Origin of the sequence: Candidatus Pelagibacter sp. HIMB1542, assembly GCF_052047835.1 — a bacterium.
Classification (GTDB): Bacteria; Pseudomonadota; Alphaproteobacteria; order Pelagibacterales; family Pelagibacteraceae; genus Pelagibacter.
The window spans coordinates 735,387-756,944 of sequence record NZ_JBNAJB010000001.1; the positions used below are offsets into that span (position 1 = coordinate 735,387).

The 21,558-nt window shown below is 27.6% G+C and carries 21 protein-coding genes; 7 read left to right on the forward strand and 14 right to left on the reverse strand.

Annotated features, from left to right (window positions below; translation table 11 throughout):
* Positions 1–2: 2 nt before the first annotated feature.
* Genes sufU through ACTTBI_RS04090 form a run of 6 tightly spaced genes read right to left on the reverse strand, consistent with a single transcriptional unit; the run spans position 3 to position 5,523 of the window.
* Positions 3–467, reverse strand: coding sequence for a Fe-S cluster assembly sulfur transfer protein SufU (sufU, locus tag ACTTBI_RS04065; protein WP_440652679.1), 465 nt, complete (start codon positions 465–467; stop codon positions 3–5).
* Positions 464–1,684 carry an aminotransferase class V-fold PLP-dependent enzyme gene (locus ACTTBI_RS04070; protein ID WP_440652681.1) on the reverse strand — a complete coding sequence of 407 codons (1,221 nt, stop codon included), beginning with the start codon at positions 1,682–1,684 and terminating at the stop codon, positions 464–466. The genes sufU and ACTTBI_RS04070 overlap by 4 nt, the downstream gene beginning before the upstream one ends.
* The gene (gene sufD, locus ACTTBI_RS04075) at positions 1,681–2,919 is read right to left on the reverse strand and encodes a Fe-S cluster assembly protein SufD (protein ID WP_440652682.1); all 1,239 of its coding nucleotides are present in this window, start codon (positions 2,917–2,919) and stop codon (positions 1,681–1,683) included. The genes ACTTBI_RS04070 and sufD overlap by 4 nt, the downstream gene beginning before the upstream one ends.
* A complete protein-coding gene (gene sufC / locus ACTTBI_RS04080; protein ID WP_440618646.1) occupies positions 2,919–3,653 on the reverse strand; it encodes a Fe-S cluster assembly ATPase SufC in 735 nt (244 codons plus the stop codon). Before sufC ends, sufD begins: the two co-directional genes overlap by 1 nt.
* A complete protein-coding gene (gene sufB, locus ACTTBI_RS04085) occupies positions 3,654–5,096 on the reverse strand; it encodes a Fe-S cluster assembly protein SufB (RefSeq protein WP_440652683.1) in 1,443 nt (480 codons plus the stop codon).
* Between the two features lies 1 nt (position 5,097).
* A complete protein-coding gene (locus tag ACTTBI_RS04090; protein WP_440652684.1) occupies positions 5,098–5,523 on the reverse strand; it encodes an Rrf2 family transcriptional regulator in 426 nt (141 codons plus the stop codon).
* Between the two features lie 148 nt (positions 5,524–5,671).
* On the opposite strand from ACTTBI_RS04090, the gene ACTTBI_RS04095 reads away from it, so the two are divergent.
* Complete coding sequence (locus ACTTBI_RS04095) at positions 5,672–6,316, forward strand: alpha/beta hydrolase (RefSeq protein ID WP_440652762.1); 645 nt, start codon at positions 5,672–5,674, stop codon at positions 6,314–6,316.
* Here the strand turns inward: ACTTBI_RS04095 and ACTTBI_RS04100 are convergent.
* Positions 6,313–7,458, reverse strand: coding sequence for an anhydro-N-acetylmuramic acid kinase (locus tag ACTTBI_RS04100; protein ID WP_440652685.1), 1,146 nt, complete (start codon positions 7,456–7,458; stop codon positions 6,313–6,315). The genes ACTTBI_RS04095 and ACTTBI_RS04100 overlap by 4 nt on opposite strands.
* Positions 7,459–7,503: 45 nt before the next feature.
* On the opposite strand from ACTTBI_RS04100, the gene tyrS reads away from it, so the two are divergent.
* Positions 7,504–8,733, forward strand: coding sequence for a tyrosine--tRNA ligase (gene tyrS, locus ACTTBI_RS04105; RefSeq protein ID WP_440652687.1), 1,230 nt, complete (start codon positions 7,504–7,506; stop codon positions 8,731–8,733).
* Here the strand turns inward: tyrS and ACTTBI_RS04110 are convergent.
* Genes ACTTBI_RS04110 through ACTTBI_RS04120 form a run of 3 tightly spaced genes read right to left on the reverse strand, consistent with a single transcriptional unit; the run spans position 8,730 to position 14,794 of the window.
* On the reverse strand, positions 8,730–11,366 hold the full coding sequence (locus ACTTBI_RS04110; protein ID WP_440652688.1) for a hypothetical protein: 2,637 nt from the start codon (positions 11,364–11,366) through the stop codon (positions 8,730–8,732). The genes tyrS and ACTTBI_RS04110 overlap by 4 nt on opposite strands.
* The gene (gene prfB / locus ACTTBI_RS04115; RefSeq protein WP_440652764.1) at positions 11,363–12,454 is read right to left on the reverse strand and encodes a peptide chain release factor 2; all 1,092 of its coding nucleotides are present in this window, start codon (positions 12,452–12,454) and stop codon (positions 11,363–11,365) included. The genes ACTTBI_RS04110 and prfB overlap by 4 nt, the downstream gene beginning before the upstream one ends.
* A gap of 3 nt (positions 12,455–12,457) precedes the next feature.
* Entirely contained in the window at positions 12,458–14,794 is a 2,337-nt protein-coding gene (locus ACTTBI_RS04120; RefSeq protein ID WP_440652689.1) for a penicillin-binding protein 1A, read from the reverse strand.
* Positions 14,795–14,893: 99 nt separating this feature from the next.
* Between ACTTBI_RS04120 and ACTTBI_RS04125 the strand changes: the two genes are divergently transcribed.
* Positions 14,894–16,711, forward strand: coding sequence for an Rne/Rng family ribonuclease (locus ACTTBI_RS04125; protein ID WP_440652691.1), 1,818 nt, complete (start codon positions 14,894–14,896; stop codon positions 16,709–16,711).
* On the opposite strand, the gene ACTTBI_RS04130 is transcribed toward ACTTBI_RS04125, so the two are convergent.
* Positions 16,694–17,467 carry a thiazole synthase gene (locus tag ACTTBI_RS04130; RefSeq protein WP_440652692.1) on the reverse strand — a complete coding sequence of 258 codons (774 nt, stop codon included), beginning with the start codon at positions 17,465–17,467 and terminating at the stop codon, positions 16,694–16,696. The genes ACTTBI_RS04125 and ACTTBI_RS04130 overlap by 18 nt on opposite strands.
* Before the next feature lies 1 nt (position 17,468).
* Positions 17,469–17,678 (reverse strand): sulfur carrier protein ThiS, encoded by a 210-nt coding sequence (gene thiS, locus ACTTBI_RS04135; RefSeq protein ID WP_440652694.1) that lies wholly within the window; start codon positions 17,676–17,678, stop codon positions 17,469–17,471.
* Positions 17,679–17,694: 16 nt separating this feature from the next.
* Here thiS and aroQ point away from each other — a divergent pair, with 16 nt between their 5' ends.
* The 3 genes from aroQ to accC are packed head-to-tail and all read left to right on the forward strand — an operon-like array spanning position 17,695 to position 19,907.
* Positions 17,695–18,135 carry a type II 3-dehydroquinate dehydratase gene (gene aroQ / locus ACTTBI_RS04140; RefSeq protein ID WP_440652695.1) on the forward strand — a complete coding sequence of 147 codons (441 nt, stop codon included), beginning with the start codon at positions 17,695–17,697 and terminating at the stop codon, positions 18,133–18,135.
* Positions 18,132–18,566, forward strand: coding sequence for an acetyl-CoA carboxylase biotin carboxyl carrier protein (locus ACTTBI_RS04145; RefSeq protein ID WP_440652696.1), 435 nt, complete (start codon positions 18,132–18,134; stop codon positions 18,564–18,566). The genes aroQ and ACTTBI_RS04145 overlap by 4 nt, the downstream gene beginning before the upstream one ends.
* A gap of 3 nt (positions 18,567–18,569) precedes the next feature.
* Positions 18,570–19,907: an acetyl-CoA carboxylase biotin carboxylase subunit gene (gene accC / locus ACTTBI_RS04150; RefSeq protein WP_440652697.1), complete on the forward strand. Its 1,338-nt coding sequence runs from the start codon at positions 18,570–18,572 to the stop codon at positions 19,905–19,907.
* Here accC and ACTTBI_RS04155 read toward each other — a convergent pair.
* The gene (locus tag ACTTBI_RS04155) at positions 19,904–20,305 is read right to left on the reverse strand and encodes a DUF2155 domain-containing protein (RefSeq protein ID WP_440652699.1); all 402 of its coding nucleotides are present in this window, start codon (positions 20,303–20,305) and stop codon (positions 19,904–19,906) included. The genes accC and ACTTBI_RS04155 overlap by 4 nt on opposite strands.
* On the reverse strand, positions 20,268–20,627 hold the full coding sequence (locus ACTTBI_RS04160; RefSeq protein ID WP_075506547.1) for an NADH-ubiquinone oxidoreductase subunit NDUFA12 family protein: 360 nt from the start codon (positions 20,625–20,627) through the stop codon (positions 20,268–20,270). The genes ACTTBI_RS04155 and ACTTBI_RS04160 overlap by 38 nt, the downstream gene beginning before the upstream one ends.
* 114 nt (positions 20,628–20,741) lie before the next feature.
* Here ACTTBI_RS04160 and ACTTBI_RS04165 point away from each other — a divergent pair, with 114 nt between their 5' ends.
* Positions 20,742–21,557, forward strand: a complete 816-nt coding sequence (locus ACTTBI_RS04165) for a TSCPD domain-containing protein (protein WP_440652701.1) — start codon at positions 20,742–20,744, stop codon at positions 21,555–21,557.
* Position 21,558 lies beyond the last annotated feature (1 nt).

The following is a 21,558-nucleotide window of genomic DNA, read 5'->3' on the forward strand; positions in this document are numbered from 1 at the left end:
AATTAATTTTCTGTTTTAACCTCATCAGTTTTATTATCAAAAGCTGAGACTAGCGTATGCCAAGATAGTGTGGCACACTTTACTCTCATTGGATATTGTTTTACTCCAGATAAGCACATTAGTTTTGTTTTTTCATCTTCTTCAAGATTTTCTGATTTAAGCTCAGGATTTTCTTTAATCATACCCAAAAAATCTTCAACAATCTCTTTTACTTCATTTTCATTTTTACCTTTAATTAAATCAGTCATTATTGATGCAGAAGCCATAGAAATGGCACAACCACTACCTTCAAATGAAATATCTTCCACAATTCTTTGTCCATTTAATTTTAAATAGACATGAACGTTATCACCACACAGTGGATTGTTGCCTTTGGCATCTTTATTAAAATCCTCTGTCTTACGAAGATTTCTTGGATTTTTTCCATGCTCTAAAATTATTTCTTGGTATAATTCTTTTAAATTCATTTTAAGTTAAATATTTTCTTACAGTTATTTATTGCATCATTAAGTTTATCTAAATCTTCTTTAGTGTTATATATTCCAACGGAAGCTCTTGCGCTCGCTGGTATATTGAGTTTGTCATGTAAAATTTGACAACAATGATGACCGGCTCTTATTGCAACTCCGTCTTCATCTAAAATTGTTGCGATGTCATGAGGATGCACACCTTCTAAAGTGAAAGACAAAACTCCACCTTTATTTTTTGGATTTCCAATCAATTTTACTGAATTATTTTTTTTTAATAATTCTTGGCCATACTCAACTAATTCTGCTTCATGTTTCATAACATTTTCAATACCTACGCTCTCCAGAAATTTAATTGATTGATCAAAAGCAATAACTTGCGCTGTAGCCATAGTTCCGGCTTCATATTTATTAGGTAAATCACCATAGGTAATTCTATCTTTTTTAACCTCTCTAATCATTCCGCCACCGCCTTGGTAAGGAGGAAGTTCATCCAACCACTTTTTCTTACCATAAAGAACCCCTAGTCCTGTAGGGCCGTACATTTTATGACAAGAAATTGCATAAAAATCACAATCTAAGTCTTGCATATCTAGCTTTAAATGAGGAGCTCCTTGACAACCATCTACGACAACAATTATTCCTTTTGAATGTGCTAAATCAGTAATTTCTTTTACTGGTAATATTGCTCCAGTCACATTTGATAAATGAGTAATTGAAATAACTTTTGTATTAGGAGTAATTTTCTTTTCAATTTCTTCTAGTGTAATTTCTCCCTCTTCATTTATTTCTGCAAAATTAATTTTTATATTTTTAGATTTTCTTAAAAAATGCCAAGGTACATAATTCGAATGATGTTCTAGTTCGGTAATTAATATTTCATCAGCTTCGTTTAAATGATTTTGACCCAATGTATTTGCAACAAGGTTTAATGCTTCGGTAGCACCTTTGGTAAATACTATTTCATTTTTATCTTTAGCATTAATATATTTTTGAACAGATGTTCTAGTATTTTCATATAAATTTGTTGCAGCAACCGCAAGATAATGAACACTTCTACCAACATTAGAAAATTGTTTAGTATAAAATTCATTAATTCTATCCACCACTACTTTTGGTTTTTGTGATGAATTTGCACTATCTAAGTAAACTAAATCATTATTTTGGATTTTCTCATCAAATATTGGAAATTCTTTTTTAACTTGATCTATGTTCATACATTTATACCTGATAATTTTTTAACTAATTTTTTTACATCTTCATTAGAAATTTTTTCAATTACCTCGTTAAGAAAACCATTTGTTAATAATTTTTTTGATTCTGAGTAACTGAGACCTCTTGACATTAAATAAAAAATTGAATTTTCATCAATATTTCCTGATGTAGATCCATGTGAGCATTTTACATCGTCTGCATATATTTCTAATTCTGGTTTCGCATTAAATTCAACACTTTCATTTAACAATAAAGCTCTACTTAATTGGTATCCATTTGTTTTTTGTGCTTCAGGACTTACAAAAATTTTACCTTGATAAATACCTTTTGATTTATCATTCAATACACTTTTAATTAATTGATAACTTTTAGAATTTTCTTTTTTATGATTAATTACAGTTTTTATTTCATGATGTTTTTCATTTTCTAAATTGATAATTCCATTTAACGCAATAGAACCATATTCATCATCTAGATTGCAATTTATATCTTGTTTTATAAATTTAGATCCTTCAGATAAAATAAAATATTCTAAATGACTATTTTTAGACAAATTAATATCTTTGTTGAAATACTTTATATTTTCTGAAGTATTTGAGTCTAGACTATAATTTTTTAAAATTGAATTATCTCCAATCTTAATTTTTTGTCTAAAATTAATGAAATTTTTTTCAGAATTTTCATTTAAAAAATTAACTACACACAATGAACTGTCATCTTCTAAATTAATATCTACTCTAGAATTAATTGCAGAAGATTTTAAACCATCACTTAAATAATTAAATAAAATCAATGGTTTTTTAACATAGCAACCTTTTTTAATAGTAATTTTCGAAACACTAGTAAGAAAGGCTGAATTCAAATTTAAAAGAGTATTTTGATAAATAGTATCATCTAAGTCTAAATTTTGATCAACTAAGATTTTATCTTTGTCTTCGTGTTTAAAATCAAAATCATATAATTTTCCATCAACAAAACTTATTTTATTATATTCAAAATCTAATGGAAAATCTTTTTCTTCAAAAACTTTTTTTTGATCAACAATAAAGTTTAAATTATCAAAATTTTTTGAAATAATTTGATTTATATCTGAAAATTTCCAATCCTCACTTCTTTTATTTGGTAAACCTTTTTCAAAATAATTATTAAAATTTTCTTGTTTTATTTTTTTCTGACTATCAGAAAAATTATTTAGACTAATAATTTTATCAAAATTTAATTTAAGTTCATTTTGCATTAATTAAAATCCTCATAACCTACTTTTTCTAATTCTTTTGCTAATTCAAAATCACCTGATTTAATAATTTGTCCATTTTTAAGAACATGAACAAAATCAGGTTTGATATAATCTAACAATCTTTGATAGTGAGTTATTATTAAAAAAGAATTGTTTTTATTTCTTAGTGAATTAACTCCTTCTGAAACTATCCTTAAAGCATCTATATCTAATCCTGAATCTGTTTCATCTAGAATTGATAATTTTGGATTTAAGATGGACATTTGTAAAATTTCATTTTTTTTCTTTTCTCCACCTGAAAATCCAACATTAAGTTGTCGGTTTAAAATTTTTTCATCAAATTTTAGTTCTGCAGATTTTTCTTTTATTAATTTTAAAAATTCAATTGCGTCTAGCTCCTTTTCGCCTCTAGCCTTTTTAATTGCATTTATTGATGTTTTTAAAAAAGTGTTTGTATTAACACCTGGTATTTCCATTGGATATTGGAACGCTAAAAAAATTCCCTTATGAGCTCTTTCTTCTGTTTCTAATTCTAATAAATTTTCTCCATCAAATGTAACTTTACCATTTATTTCGTAACCTTTTTTGCCTGACAAAATATTTGATAATGTACTTTTTCCAGATCCGTTTGGACCCATAATTGCATGAACTTCTCCTGGTTTAATATCTAAATTTAAACCTTTTAATATTTCTTTTTCATCAATCTTTGCTTTAAGATTTTCTATTGATAACATCTACCCCACACTCCCCTCTAAACTAATACCTACAAGTTTTTGTGCTTCTACTGCAAATTCCATTGGTAGCTGCTGCAGAACTTCTTTACAAAAACCGTTTACAATTAAACTAACTGCCTCTTCTTGGTTTAATCCTCTTTGATTGCAGTAATATAGCTGTTCATCACTTATTTTTGATGTTGTTGCTTCATGTTCTATATTTGATTTAAGATTTTTGTTCTTGATATAAGGAATTGTATGAGCTCCACATTTATTACCCATCAATAAAGAGTCACATTGGGTAAAGTTTCTAGAATTATCAGCTTTTGAAGATATATCTACTAATCCTCTGTACATCATATCTGATTTACCTGCTGAAATTCCTTTTGAAATTATTTTACTTTTTGTGTTTTTTCCTAAGTGTATCATTTTAGTACCAGTGTCAGCTTTTTGATGATTGTTTGTAATCGCTATAGAATAAAACTCACCTACTGAATTATCGCCTTTCAAAATACAACTTGGATATTTCCAAGTAATTGCTGAACCAGTTTCTACTTGGGTCCAAGAAATTTTGGAATTTTTACCTTTGCATAATCCTCTTTTAGTAACAAAATTATAAATACCGCCCTTTCCATCCTTATCCCCTGGATACCAATTTTGAACTGTTGAATATTTTATTTCTGCATCATCAAGAGCAATTAATTCAACATTAGCTGCATGCAATTGATTTTCATCTCTCATTGGAGCTGTACATCCTTCTAGGTAGCTTACATAACTTCCTTTATCAGCTATGATTAATGTTCTTTCAAATTGTCCTGTTTCTGATGCATTGATTCTAAAGTAAGTAGACAGTTCCATAGGACATTTAACATTTTCTGGAATGTATACAAATGAGCCATCAGTAAAAACTGCAGAATTAAGAGTTGCAAAAAAATGATCAGTTGTAGGAATAACTGATCCAAGATATTTTTTAACTAATTCAGGATGTTTTTGAATAGCTTCAGACATCGAGCAAAATATAATTCCTTGCTTAGTAAGTTCTTCTTTAAAAGTAGTTGCAACAGAAACAGAATCGAAAACTGCATCAACAGCAATACCATTTAATCTTGCTTGCTCTTGAAGAGGAATTCCTAATTTTTTATATGTCTCTAATAATTTAGGATCAAGATCATCTAAACTTTTTGGTTTATCTTTCATACTTTTGGGAGCTGAGTAGTAGTAAAGATCCTGATAATCTATTTTAGGATATTTTGGTTTCTGCCAATCAGGCTCTTTTAATTGTTTAAATCTTTCAAAAGCTTTTAATCTAAAATCTAACATCCATTGAGGCTCTTTTTTAATATTAGAGATAAATTTTATTACATTCTCATTTAAACCCTTAGGGGCTTTTGTATTTTCTATATCTGTTGAAAAACCATATTTGTAATCTTTCAAACTATCTATTTCTTTCTGTCTACTATCCATACTATACTCTGGTCTCTTTATTAATTTTTAATAAGTCGTTTAAGCTTTTATTTTCAAAGAAAGTATTAATATGAACCTCAAGTTCATCCCATAAATTATGTGTAATACATTTTGTAGCTTTACCATTACAACCTTTTTTAGATTCTTTTTTACACTGAACAGTTTTAACTTTTTCATCTACTGCATTGAAAATATTTGTAAGTTTTATTTCACTTGGATCTTTTGATAAAATGTAACCTCCTTGATTACCTCTAATACTTTTCACAATTTGATTTTTTTTAAGTTTTGAAAATATTTGCTCTAAAAAATCTAATGAAATTCCTTGTCTTAAAGAAATATCTCTTAATGATACAGGATTGATATTATCAAACCTTGCTAGATCTACTAATGCCATTACGGCATATCTTCCTTTTGATGTTAGTTTCATTTTTGCCCTTAAAATGTGGGTTTTTATACATACCCGACTAAAATGGTCAAGTTTATAAAGTAAAAAAAGACTACCATTTTGTCGCTCAGTTGTGATAAACGTACCTTTTTTTTGAGAACAATAATCAATTGCATATATGGATAATAAAATTTTAGAAATTTTTATACCTGGACCTGCTGGTAGATTAGAAGCTAAATATTATAAAAGTAAAAAAAATACTTCTCCTATTGCATTAGTTCTACAGCCTCATCCACAGTATGGGGGAACTATGAATAATAAAGTAGTTGTAGATACATTTCATACATTCATGGAAAATGATTTTTCAGTTTGTAGAGTAAACTTTAGAGGAGTTGGGAAAAGTGATGGAGAATTTGATAATGGTCAAGGTGAACTGGCAGATGCTGCAGCAGCACTAGATTGGTTGGAAAGAGAAAATTTTGATAATTCGCAATGTTGGGTATCAGGATTTTCTTTTGGTTCTTTGATTGCAATGCAGCTGCTTATGAGAAGACCGGAAATAAATAGATTTATAGCCATATCTCCACAACCTAATGTCTATGATTTTACTTTTTTGTCTCCATGTCCAACATCTGGGATGGTTGTTTATGGAAAAAAAGATGAATTAGTGCCAGTAGAATATATTACTGAATTAGATAAAAGATTAAGCGCTCAAAAAGGTATTAAAGTTGAATTCCAAACAATAACTGAAGCAAATCATTTCTTTTCTAAAACTGATGACGCTTTAACAAAAACTTTGGATAAATATATAAAAAAAGAAACAGCTTTATATTAATAATTATTTGCTAACTTGCCTCCAATGACCGGGGCATTACATCTTGTTGTATTTGGGAAAGAAATTGGTAAATTTAATTTAGACCTGATTGCTAAATAAGCAAACGCTTGAGACTCGATATAATCTCCATTCAGCTGAAAATTATCTATCATATCAAAATTATTCTTATTTAAATTTGAATTTCTAATAATTGATTCAATCAAAAATTTGTTCTTTCGACCTCCCCCACAAAATAAATATTTGTTAGAATTATTTTTATTTAAAAATTTTATTCCTTCTGCAATCAAATATGCCGTGAATTCTGTAATTGTTGAACACCCATCTTCTAAAGATAAACCTCTTGCAAAAGATATATCAAATTCTTTTACATCAAGTGATTTTGAATAAGTTTCAATTTTAAAATTATCTATTGCTTGATTTAGAATTAATTGATCAATTTTTCCAGATTTTGCAATCTTACCATCTTTATCAAAGGTAAAATTTGAATTATTCCTGATCCATTCATTTATCAAACAATTGCCTGGACCAATATCATAAGCAATCAAATCATTTTCTATATTATTGGATATATCATTTATTATTGTAGCGTTGGATATTCCTCCAATGTTAACAATGCAAATAGGTTTAGCTGATATATCTTTTTCTTTATTTAAAAAATTGTTAACTAATAATCTGTGGTAAATTGGTGTTAGAGGTGCTCCTTGACCATTGTTATCAATATCTGCTTGTCTAAAATCATAAATAACTGGTTTTTTTAATAATTGAGATAATAAATTTCCATCACCTAGTTGTTTAGTAATTTTAATCTGAGGGTTATGAAAAATTGTTTGTCCATGAAAACCTATAAGATCAATTTCTATTCCATTTTTTAATACAATTTTGCTAATTTTTTCAGCATGAAAAATGGTTAAAGCCCTCTCTAAATTACTCAATTCTTTAGAATATTTTATCAAATCTTCACTACTTTTAATTTTGTCTCTCAAAGTTGATAATTGCCTATAGAGATCAGTATCGTACTCAAAGTATTTATCCAAAATTAGTTCTACCTCGTTATATCCATCAGATTTAATTATTGAAACATCTATCCCATCCATGGATGTGCCACTCATTAACCCCATAGCTGAAAATAATTTTTTTTTCATTGATATTATTTTTAAAAAAAATTTGTATATAGTAACTATAGTCTTATGAATAAATTTTTAAAAGAATTTAAAGATAGAGGATATTTCTATCAATGCACAAGTGAAGCAGACTTATCTAACTTATTAGATAAAGAAAAAATTAAAGCTTACATAGGATTTGATTGTACTGCTGAAAGTTTACATGTTGGTAGTTTATTGCAAATTATGTGCTTGAGGTTGTTACAAAAAAATGGACATCAGCCAATTGTATTGTTAGGAGGGGGTACAACAAGAATAGGTGATCCCTCAGGAAAAGATAAGACAAGAAAAATTTTAGAAGAAAGTGAAATTGAAAAAAATATTAAAAATATTCAAAATATTCTAAAAAAATTTCTAGATAATGATGATCCAAAAACAAAACCTATATATGTCAATAATTACAACTGGCTTAAAGATTTAAATTATATTTCTTTTCTAAGAGATATAGGAAAACATTTTACCATAAATAGAATGCTTACATTTGATAGTGTAAAGCTAAGATTAGAAAGAGAACAGTCGCTTAGTTATATGGAATTTAATTACATGATACTCCAAGCCTACGACTTTTTAGAATTGAATAAAAAAGAAAAATGTGTTCTGCAAATAGGTGGTTCCGATCAATGGGGAAACATTGTAAACGGTGTCGAGCTTATTAAGAGATATTCTAATAACCAAACATACGGATTAACAACACCATTAATTACTTTAGCCTCAGGTGCAAAAATGGGAAAAACTGAAAACGGTGCTATTTGGTTAGACGAAAAATATTTATCAGCTTATGACTATTGGCAATTTTGGAGAAATGTTGATGACAGAGATGTAATGAAATTTTTAAAAATGTTTACTGATGTTGAAATAAGTGAAATCAATGCTTTAGAGGAAAAAAATATTAATGAATTAAAAATATTATTAGCAAACAAAGCCACAGCTATGTTACATGGAGAAGATGCTAGTCAAAATTCTGAGCAAGCAGCAAAAGAGGCATTTTCTGGAAATTCTTTAGGCTCTAACTTACCTAGCGTTACAATTGAAGCAAAACAATTAGAAAATAAAATCAATATAATTGACTTAATAATTTTATCTAAATTAGAAAATTCAAAAAGTGAGATAAGAAGATTAATTAAGGGTAAAGCTATTAAGATTAATGATGCTGTAGTTTCAGATGAAAAAGTTATTATTAATCAGGAGCTATTTTCAGAAAATTATTTAAAGCTTTCTATAGGTAAAAAAAGGCACATTAAAATTAAATTAAGTTAGTTTCTTTTAATTTTTTCGAGACTTCTAGTTATAAATCTTGGAGTTAATGTTTTTATTGGGTTTACTGAGGTTTGAAGATCTTTTGGTGGTCCTTTTATTTTAAAACTTACTCCAAAAACACCCTCTCCTGTTTTATCACCAACTAAAATTTTTCCTAATAATGGAATTTTACTTATTGTTTTATTTATAGTTGTTGCTGGTACTAAAGTACCTCTTAGACTTATCAATTTTTCTTCTTCCACATAACCACTCATTAATATTGAAATAGCTGGGCCAATTGCATAGAGCTCATCTATTGTCATTAGATTTTTCTGGTTATTGAATTTCATCTCGAACTCATCAAATCTTATTCCTTCTCCAGTTAAAATATCAGCAATTCCTTGTAGGGAAGCTAGTGTTAGAAGTTTTGTTAATGCTGGTACCTCTTTTAACTTAAAGTCATAAATTTTAAGATTTGATACTGATTTTTCATTTTTTTTTGTTGATATGAAATCCAAGTTGCCTTCATCAAATCCTTTTATAAATTTATATCTTTTCACTAATGGTTTTGCTCTAGATGAATAAAGTTTAGTTATTTTTTCACCGTTATCAGTTGTTTCAATAGAAAAAATTATATTTTTATTATTTTCAAAATTTGCAGATAAATTTGCATCAACAACTTTGTTATCTTTAATCAAAATTGACCCTTGTAAATTTTTAACAAAATTAATTTCATCTATATAAATTTCATTCAGATTTAAGTTCAATTTAAAATTATTCTTAAAAATTTTATTTTCTTTTTCTTTTTTACTCTCAAGTAAATTTGTTACAATTGAATTAGCGTTTAAGAACAATCCATTTAATTTATAATGATTTTCATTTTGTCTCTGAATAATAAACTGATTTTCTTTATTTTCAGTATCAATATAATCAAATTCAATTTTATCAAACCTATCTATTAAATAATCTTTATCTAATATTAAATTATTAATCTTAATTTTATTTTCATTATCTGTGATGTTTATATTTTCAAAATTTAAATTTTTTGAACTTTTTAATGTTCCAGCAACTGCTAAATTTGTTTTTTCATTTATATTTTTCTTATAATTTAAATTTTTAATTTCAAAATCTGTTTGATTTAAAATTAACTTTAAATCAAAATTGGTTTTTTCTTTATCATTAAAAACAAAGTAATTTATTTCATCATAGTTTTTATCAATTTTTATATTTCCATTACCTGAAAGAGTTAATGAACCATTTTTATATTTTATATTGAGTTTATGATTTTGAAGGTTAAGATATTTTTTAGTAGATGGGAAAAATTGTTTTAAGAATTCTTGATTTTTTAAATCAACACTTTTTAAATTAATATCAGATATGAATTCAAAATCCTTATCATTTTTGCTGTAAAAATACTCAATATAATCAAAATCTTTATTAAGTTTTACTTTACCTTCACCTTTAATTATAAAATCTTTGTTTTTATACTTTAAGTGTATTTTATGATTTTCAATATTTAAAAGATCCTTTGTGAGTGGAAAATATTCCTTAATAATTTTTTGATTTTTTAATATCCCTTTTTTAATATTTAAATTAGTTTCAAATTCAATGTTATTTTGATCTCTTTTAAAAGTGTATTCAATTTTATTTAATTTATTATCTAACTTAAATTCACCTGAACCATTAGCTAAAAGAGCTTTGTTTTCATAAATTAATTTTAATTTATGATTATCTAATAAGATTTCACTATTTTGATTTGAAAAATAATTTGGAATTAAATTATTATCATAAATAACTTTTTTAAAATTTATATCAGAGTCTATTTTTAAATTAGTTAATTTAAATTTATTAGTTATTTCAAAATTAAAAATATTCTCAGAACTAAACTTAGTATTTTTTAAATTAAAGTTATTTAAATTTAAATTTAATATATTAATTAAATTATCTGATAAAACTGCCTCAGAATTTTGAATCTTACCTTCAACGTAATGATTATTGTTCTTTTTGTTAACTTTTAATAATTTAGATGAAAAATCAATTTGATCTGATGCAAATTTAATATCTTCAAATAAATATTTGTCTTTTTCTATATTAAATAAAAAATTAATATTATTAAAATCTAGTCCATTAAAAAATTTAAATTTTCCATCTTTCAATAATCCTTTGATTTTGTAATCATTTTTAATTTTTCCATTTTGATCTAAGTTAAGATTTAGATCTAAAATTACATGTCCTTTTTTAATGAAAGTTTCCAAAATTAATAATTCTGGTTTGTTACTTGTGGCTCTTATAAATTTAACAAAATCCTTTAATAATATTGACTTTGTTGCCACCTCAAAATTAGAGGAAACTAATTTATTTTTAAAGATAGAATCGAGTGATACTTGAGTTTTTATGTATTCAAGTTCAAGTGGTCTATTTGCATAATAGATGTTTGCGCCAATAGTTTTTGCATTTATTTTAAGTTTAAAAGGATCAAGAATTAATTTTACTTTTTTTAAAGATACATCCAAATTCTTATTACTTTGAACAACTGTGTCTTTTATTTGCTGATTAAATTTGTTTGTTTCTATTCCAACAATGCTTAAATAAAATATTAGTGATATTAAAAATCCTAGTAATAATAAAAAGTATTTAAAAATATTTATTTTCATTTAATTTTGTAAAGAGATTGTTCTAAAAAATCATCTAATTCTCCATCAAGAATTTTATCTGGACTTGTGCTTTCAAAATTTGTTCTGTTATCTTTTACCAATCTATAAGGTTGCAAAACATATGATCTTATTTGATGCCCCCAACCAATTTCTGATTTACTGTTCTCTGTACTTTGATTCTCCTCTTCTCTTTTTTTAATTTCAAAATCATACAATCTTGCTTTTAACATATTCATACAAGTTTCTTTATTTTTATGTTGCGATCTTTCATTTTGACATTGGACTACTATTTTAGATGGAATGTGAGTAATTCTTACAGCGCTATCAGTTGTATTTACATGCTGTCCACCAGCACCACTTGATCTATAAGTATCTATTCTCAAATCTTTCTCTAAAATCTCAATATTTATATTTTCATCCACTACTGGGTAAATCCAGACACTTGCAAAACTTGTGTGCCTTCTTGCTCCTGAGTCAAATGGAGAAATTCTAACCAAACGATGAATGCCTGATTCTTTTTTCAACCAACCAAATACATAATCACCTTCAATTTTTATCGTTGCTGATTTAATACCAGCTTCATCTCCTTTATGCTCACTAATTAAATTTGATGTAAAACTTTTTTTATCAGACCACTTCAAATACATCCTTCTCAACATATCTGCCCAATCTTGACTTTCAGTCCCTCCAGCGCCTGCATGTATTTCTATATAGCAATCTAATGAATCTGCTTCGTCTGACAAAAAACATTTGATTTCATTTTTTTTTACCTCTTTTTTTAAATCCTTAATATTTTGTAAAGTTTCTTCCTGAACCGCTAGATTGTTTTCCACTAATGCAAGCTCATTCAAATCATCAAAATCATTTAATTTTTGGATAGACTGATTTAAAGAATTTACTAAATCTTCGTAGAGTTTTTTCTCTTTTATAACTTTTTTTGAATTATCTTTATCTTGCCAAAAATTGGCATCCAACATTTGAGAATTTAATTTTTCAAGTTTTGAGTAAATTTTATTGTTTTCAAAGATACTCCTTAATTCTTTGATTAATTTTATTAATTTCTTCTTTGTAATTTTGGTAATTGTTATCCATTAGTAAAACTTTAGTATGTTGTTTATATCCATTCTATCAGAATTTGAATAAAGAACTTTACCATCTACAACATTTTTCTTTTTAAAAACCTCAATTATTGTATTTTTAGATGTGAATTTAGCTTTTTGGCCTGTTGAGGGATCCACAACCATCATTATTGTGTCTTTTGCAGCTTTAAATGGTCTAGCCTCAGACTTTTTAACAGAATTTTTTATAAAATTTTTAAATATAGGTAGGGCAGTTTTTGATCCTGTTTCAAATTTACCAAGTGGTGTTGGGCTATCCATTCCTACATAAACACCTACTAATAAATTTGATGTAAAACCAATGAACCAGGTATCAGTATTATTATTCGTTGTTCCAGTTTTTCCTGCAATATTTAATTTTAAATCTCTTAATTTTTTTGCAGTTCCTCTTTGAACTACCCCTTCAAGAATTGATGTCATTTGATACGCAGTTTCTTCAGAAAAAATTTGTATATATTTATTTTTTAACTCAGGATAATCATCACTAAGATAGGATATTGAATCACAATTTACACAAGATCTCTTATCATTATTATAAATAGTATTTCCTTCACTATCTTGAATCCTGTCAATCAAAACAGGTTCAACAAGTTTTCCTCCATTAACAAAAACAGAGTAAGCAGATGTAAGCTGCAACAAAGTGGTTTCAGCAGAACCTAAAGAAATTGACAATAGTTTCTCAGGATTTTCATAAATTGAAAGTTTTTTAGAATAGTCGATAATTTTATCTAAACCTAAATCTTGAGCTATTCTAACTGTCATTAGATTTCTTGATTTCTCCAATCCAGTTCTGATTGTAGATGGACCGTAAAATTTTTTTCCATAATTTTCCGGTTTCCATAACTTTAAATCATCCCCTTGATCTAAAACTAAAGGTGCATCTAAAACTAATGATGTAGGTGTATAATTATTTTCTAAAGCAAGAGCATAAACGAATGGTTTAAATGCAGACCCTGGTTGTCTTTTCGCTTGCGTGGTTCTATTAAACTCACTTTTTTTAAAACTGAAACCGCCATTAAGAGCCAAAACTCTTCCTGTATAAGGATCCATTACAACAATTCCTCCATTTATTTTTGGCAGTTGTTGTAAACTGTATTTTTTATCTTTTATTTGTTTCACATAAATTATATCGCCAATTTTTAATAATTGGTTAAACTCTTTTTTTGTCCAAGAAATATCTTTATATTCAATAACACCATCATCTTTATCAATCGTTTCTACAATTGCTGAAAATTTATTTAATTTTTTTACAATTGCTAATTTCCAATTAATTGATTTTTCAAGTTTGTATTTATCTAAATCTTTGTACCAGTTCAAATTGTAAGGTTTGTTAATTAGTGCACCCCTCCAACCTTTTCTCTGATCATAGGAAATTAATCCAGATCTTAGAGAATTAGTTGCTAATTTTTGTAAATCTAAATCTATTGGAGTATTGATATTTAAACCTTGTTTATAAACTTTATCGTAAGTCAAATTTTCTATGACATTTTTTCTAACGTCTTCAATATAATATTGCGCATCTTCTAAGTATATTTTTTGTTTTTTCTTTAATTTAATTTCTTGATTACTTAATTTTTCTAACCACTCAGATGTAATATAATTATTTTCATATAAATTTTTTAAAACTAAATTTCTTCTAAATTTTGCTAAATCTTTATCTTTGTAAGGATTGTATTTACTAGGCGCTTTAGGTAAAGCAGCTAACAATGCAGCTTCTGAATAATTAAGATCCCTTATAGATTTATCAAAATATTCTAAGCTTGCAGCAGCTACGCCATAGGCTCCACTACCAAGATAGATTTGATTTAAATAAAGTTCTAATATCCTTTCTTTAGATAATGCTCTTTCAATCCTAAATGCTAAAATTGCCTCTTTTATCTTTCTATTTAGACTTACTTCATTTGTTAATAAAAAATTTTTTGCTACTTGTTGAGTAATAGTTGAGGCACCTTCTAGTCTTTTAGAGGCCATTATATTTGAAATATTGTTGATGACTGCTCTTAGAACACCTTTCGCATCTACACCAGGATGAGAGAAAAAATTTTTATCTTCTGCGGATAAAAATGAGTTAATTACATTTTTTGGTATAGCATTGTAAGGAACAAAAACTCTTTTTTCTTTTGAAAAATCTGCAACCAATTCTCCATTTCTTGAATAAACTTTACTTGAAACTGGTGGCTTATAACTCTTAAGAAATTTATAATCTGGAATATCGTTGGAGTATTTCCATAAAATACTAAATATCAAAATACCCAATAATATTAAAATAATGGAAGAAAATAACAGAATATTTTTGAATAATTTACTCATTTTATTTCCATTATATCTTGGAATTTGTTAAAGATAAGGCGTCAGAGATAAACAAAATTTATTACAAAAAAAATTAATGAACTTAAAAATCAACATATTATGGAAAAAAATTTATATATCGATGCATCGCATCCAAATGAAACTAGAGTTGTTCTTAAATCAGGTGAAAATATTGAAGACTACGAGTACGAAGGTTTAAAAAACAATTTAATAAAAAATAATATATATTTAGGTAAGGTAAGCAGGATTGAACCTTCGCTTCAGGCAGCCTTTGTTGACTTTGGAAGAGAAAGACATGGATTTTTATCATTTAACGATATTCAGTCAGATTACTATCAAATACCAAAAGCGGACCTAGAAAAAATAAAAGAAGAGGAAGAAAAAGCAAGAGAAGAACTTTCAAAACAAGTTGAAGCAAAAGAAGAAGAAAATATTGCTGAGGGCAAACTTGAAATAGATGATCCAATAGAGGAAAAAGTTGAAGATTTAGAATCTAATAAAGAAGAAGTAGATACAAAAGAAAATTCAGATACAGAGGAAAAGACTGAAAAAAAACCTGAAAAAAGATTCAAATTTAAAAGATACAAAATTCAAGAAGTAATCAAACCTAATCAAGTAATTCTTGTCCAAGTCATCAAAGACGAGAGAGGTCAAAAAGGTGCTGCACTAAGCACTTTTATTTCAATTGCAGGAAAATATATAGTGTTAATGCCAAACACACCTAAAGGTGGTGGAATTTCGAGAAAAATATTTAATCCTGCAGATAGAAAAAAAATTAGAACTATTTTAAATGAAATTGAAATTCCTAAAGAGATGGGTTTAATTGTAAGAACAGCAGGAAGCAACAAAACAAAAAATGAAATCAATAGTGACTTAACAACTTTAATTAATACTTGGGGACAGATAAAAGATAATGCAATTAATTCTATAGCTCCCTCTTTAATTCATCAAGAAAGCGAAATAATTAAAAGAACTTTAAGAGATATGTACGATGATAGTACTAACCAAATTATTGTTGAAGGAAATGAAGGTTATAAAAAAGCCCAATCTTTTATGAAAACAATGATGCCATCAAGTGTAAAAAAAGTTAGAAAATATAGAGGAAGAACACCACTATTTATTGAGGAAAATATTGAACAAAAATTAAATCAAATTTTTGATTCAGAAATTAAACTCAAATCTGGAGGATATTTAGTTATTAATCCTACAGAAGCACTTGTATCGATAGACATTAACTCTGGTAGCTCAATTAAAGGTAAAAATGTTGAGAGTACAGCCTTAGATACAAATATTGAAGCAGCAGAAGAAATTGCAAGACAGATAAAAATTAGAGATTTATCAGGATTAATAATTATAGACTTCATTGACATGCTTAGTTTTGGTAACCGACGTTTAGTAGAGAGAAAGCTTAAGGAAAAATGTAGATCTGATAGAGCAAGAATTCAAATTGGAAGAATAAGTAATTTTGGCCTTTTAGAAATGTCTAGACAAAGATTGAGGGAAAGTGCTGTTAAATGGAAGGTAACTTTAACAGACGAGTCTTTTGCTCAAAAATTATTAAAAATTGTTGAATTAAAGGCTGTAACTAACAAAGCAAAATTTGTTGAAGTAAAAGTCTGCGAAAAAATTTCAGATTTTCTAAAAGAAAATTTTGTTAATGATTTAACTTACTTTGAAAAAAAGAATAAAATGACAATTGATATCATCAGTGACAATACTCTGATAATTCCAGAATATATTATAAACATTCAGAACAAATCCAAAAAAACTATTGAACTTGTTGAGCATTATGAAAAATTAAAAAACTTAGAAACCCAAAATAAAGAAGATAAGATTTCTCAAAAAAAAGAAGTTAAGAAAATTAAAAAAAATTATAAAAAAAAAAATTTTTTAAAAAGGCTAAATAATACCCTTTAGAGGAGAGGAAGGATTTCCCATCAAGGTTTTATCTATTCTTCCTGAGTTATATGATTGTCTTCCAGCTATAACAGCATTTTTAAATGCTAGAGCCATATCAAATGGTTTTTTTGCTTTCGCGATTGCAGTGTTTACCAATACTCCATCACAACCCAGTTCCATTGCAATTGTAGCATCTGAAGCTTGTCCAAGACCTGCATCAATAATTAATGGAAGTTTTGTTTGTTTCCTGATTATTTGAATATTAATTTTATTTTGTATTCCTAAACCTGATCCAATTGGTGCTGCTAGTGGCATTATCGCAGCAGCTCCAACATTTTCTAATCTTTTTGCCATTAATGGATCATCGTTACAATAAACCATAACTTTAAATCCCTCTTTGGTGAGAACTTCAGTAGATTCTAAAGTTTCAATCATATCAGGAAATAAATTTTCCTTATCTCCTAAAACTTCTAATTTAACTAATTTCCACCCACCTATTTCTCTTGCTAACCTCAAAGTTCTAAGAGCTTCTTTAGAATTAAAACAACCTGCTGTATTAGGTAAATAGGTAATCTTTTTTGGATCTATATAATCCATTAACAAGGGTTTGTTTTTATCAGAAATATTTACTCTTCTAACTGCAACAGTAACTATCTCTGCTCCTGATAATTTGATAGCTTTGGCACATTCAGACATCGTTTTATACTTTCCGGTACCAACAATTAATCTAGATTTAAATTTTTTTTTAGCAATGATGAGATTATCTTTTTTCATACTACCCTCCTCCTATAAAATGAACAATCTCAATTTTATCGTTTTGTTTTAATTTAATTTTGTTAACATTTTTTTTATCTATTATTTCTTCATTAAGTTCAATTGCTACTTTTTTCATATGAATTTTAAGGTGTTTTATTAAATCTGAAAGTTTATATTTTTCAGAAATTGATCTGTTTTTACCATTTACTTTGATTTTTATTTTTTTCATCGTATATAAAAGCTGAATGAATAATAAAATAATTATTATTAATGGTCCAAATCTTAATCTATTAGGTGAAAGAGAACAATCACAATATGGATCAGGTAACTATGAACAACTTAAAGAAAATTGTTTAAAAAAATCAGAAGAAATTGGGCTTGACTGTGAATTTATCCAATCAAATTTGGAGGGAGATTTAGTAAATACAATTCAAGATGCACGCAAAACTTATGATGGAATGATTATAAATGCTGCTGCATTTACACATACTTCAGTTGCAATAAGAGATGCTCTTGAATTGTTCAAGAAACCAATAATTGAAATGCATATATCAAACATATATAAAAGAGAAGAATTTAGACATAAATCACTTATTAGTGGAGTTGCAACAGGTGGGATTTTTGGATTAGGCACTGAGGGATATATTTTGGCCATAATTTCATTACAAAAGCTTTTACAAAAATGAAAATAGATAAAAACATAATCAAAGAACTTAGTAATTATTTAGATGAGTTTAATTTAACTGAAATAGAGATTACTGAAAAAGATACTAAAGTTAAAGTTTCAAAAAATAACGTATCAATTAGCAACCAAACAATTCCAGCATCTGTAAACAATACAAATTTAACTGCTGCTTCCCAATCTGCTGAGAGCGTTAAATCTGGTACAGAAATTACTTCTCCAATAATTGGAACCGCTTATCATGCGCCAGAACCTGGGGCGAAAAAATTTGTTGAAGTTGGTAAAAAAATTAAAAAAGGTGACACAATTATGATTGTTGAAGCAATGAAGACTATGAATCACGTCCCTTCCACGCATGATGGTGTTGTAAAAGAGATTTGTGTTGATGATGGTCAGCCGGTTGAGTTTGGTCAAACAATTCTTATTTTAGAATAATTAATGTTCAAAAAAATTTTAATTGCAAATCGTGGAGAAATTGCAGTTAGAATTATAAGAGCATGTAAAGAATGGGGTATTGCAACAGTTGCGGTCCATTCAGATGTTGATAGAGAAAGCATGCATGTAAGAATGGCAGATGAAAGTGTCTGCATAGGTTCTCATCAACCAGCAAACAGTTATTTAAATATTCCCGCATTAATGTCTGCAATAGAACTGACTAATTCAGATGCTGTTCATCCAGGATATGGCTTCTTATCTGAAAATGCTAACTTTGCTAAAATTTTAGAGGAAAATAAAATTAAATTTATTGGTGCATCTTCAAAACATATTGAAATGATGGGAGATAAAATTCAAGCTAAAAGAATAGCTAAAGAAAATGGTTTACCTGTTATTGAAGGATCTGAAGGTGGTGTTAGAGATATTAATGAAGCAAAAGACCTTTGTAAAAAAATTGGTTTTCCTGTTCTGATTAAAGCCTCAGGTGGAGGTGGTGGAAAAGGTATGAAAATAGTACACAAAGAGGAAGAATTTGAAACTTTATTTTCTACAGCCAAATCAGAAGCACAAAAATACTTTGGTAACGACGAAGTGTATATTGAGAAATTCTTTCAAAATCCAAGACACATAGAAGTTCAAATACTCGCAGGAAAAAACAGAGTTGTGCATTTGCATGAAAGGGATTGCTCTGTTCAAAGAAGACATCAAAAACTTATTGAAGAAACTCCTAGTCCCGTTTTGAATGATGAAATTAGAAAAGATCTTTTTGAAAAAACTGTAAAAATGGTCTCTAAAATTGGGTACATGGGGGCTGGTACAGTCGAGTTTATCTATGAAGATGGAAAGTTTTACTTTCTTGAAATGAATACAAGAGTTCAAGTAGAGCACCCTGTTACAGAAATGGTGACAGGAATAGATATTATCAAAGAACAAATTTGGATAGCGTTTTCTGAGGAAACAGCATTAAAACAAAGTGATATAAACCCAAGAGGTCACGCTATTGAATGCAGAATAAATGCTGAAGATGCCAGTAAAAATTTTCAACCTTCTCCAGGAGTTATAAGCATGTGTCACCAGCCATCAGGGTTTAGAACAAGAGTAGACGGTGCTATATTCCAGGGTTATAAAGTCACTCCATATTATGACAGTATGGTTTGTAAGTTAATTTGTCATGGACGAAATAGAACTGAAGCTATTCAAAGAATGAACCGATCTTTAGATGAATTTGTTATTGAAGGAATTACAACTACTATTCCACTTCACAAAAAATTGTTAAATCATAAAAAATTTATCAATTCAGATTTTAATGTAAGCTGGCTAGATAAAGATACTATAGTTTAATAACATTTTACTAGCCACACATCGTAAATTGGATGATCAAAAGGAGTTATTGAAGGGCTTGATGAAAACATCCATCCATTAAAAACGAAAACTTCATCGTTGTTTTGATTCGATAAATCTCTGACCTGAATATAAGCAGTAATTTCTGGATTATCATCAAATTTAGAATTTTTACATTTCAAACTTTGAATTGATAAGTCTTTAAATTTTAACAATTGACCATTTTTAAGTTTTAATGAAATATTTTTAGAACTAATTTTATCTAAAATTTTAATTTCAGTAAAAGAACCTTCAAGTTGACTATTGGGATGTGAAATAGATGTAAATAGAAAAAAGAAGATTAGTAAGTAAAGAAAAAAACTATTCTTTCCAACTAGTATATTTTTTTTTAACACCATCTTTATTTTTATTTGGATAATATGCTTCTTCGGTACCAGTTAAATTGGATTGATGAGGTTTTTGCCATTCATATTTTTCTAGCTCATGTTTTTTTTCTATTTTGTTAGGTGTAAAATGCATCCATGAGTACCACTCAACTGGGATTTTTGATGCATCAATAACATCAGAATATATTACCCATCTTTTTCCTTTTTTATCTTCATAATATTTGTTTCCAAACTGATCTGTACCAGCAAGTTTTCCAAAAAAAATTGTTTTTAATCTTGTTCCAAAAGTATCTTGATTCCACCAAGTGAAAATTTTTTTAAAAAGTGTCAACATGTTATTTTATTTTTTATTTCAATCAAAAATTGTAAAAATTAAATTAGACTAAAATTTGAATAAGTATATAAATTAAAAGAATCTATTTTCAAACTAATTTTAAACTGAGGTGAAATGGCAAAATATCTTGTAGAAACTTATTACACTTGTACCTTTAAGGTGAATCATTACTTAGACGATATAAATGAAACAGAGCTTAAAAATCTTGAAAAAAGAGACGATGGTAAATTCGAAGTTTTAGATGTCAAATTAGACAATAGAAAAACCAAAAGTTTAGATCCAAATAATAAAAAAGTAGTTGAAAATAAAAAAATTGAAATAGTTTCAAAAAGTGCAAGTGAAAATTCTATAAGTAAAGAAACTGTTGTTCAAAACTTAAACAAAAACTCAGAAAAAGGTGGAAAAAGATTTAGTATGCCTGACAGACGAAAAGGCTATATTCAAAAAGCTACAATCGGAGATCATAAAGTCTATCTTCATACAGGTGAGTATGAAGATGGAAAAATTGGAGAAATATTTATCGATACAAGTAAAGAAGGAGAGCTAGTTAAGGCATTAATGAATAACTTTGCTATAGCAGTATCTTTAGGTCTTCAATACGGAGTACCGCTAGATGAATTTATAAGTGCATTCGTGGGAACAAAATTTGAACCATCAGGTAAAGTGCATGGAAATGATAGGATATTGAGCGCTACCTCTATTTTAGATTATATTTTTAGAGAGTTAGCTATATCTTACCAAAATAGAGAAGATCTTGCACATACTCCTGCAATTGGTGGAAACGATACGAATGATCAAGAAAATGAAGATCAAAATCAATTGTTAAAAATTGTTAAGGATATTACTAGCAAAGGATTTGTAAGAAATAACTATAAAAAAAATCTAGTTGATTTATCTGATGTTAAAATAAGTCTTAAAGGTAAAAAATAAT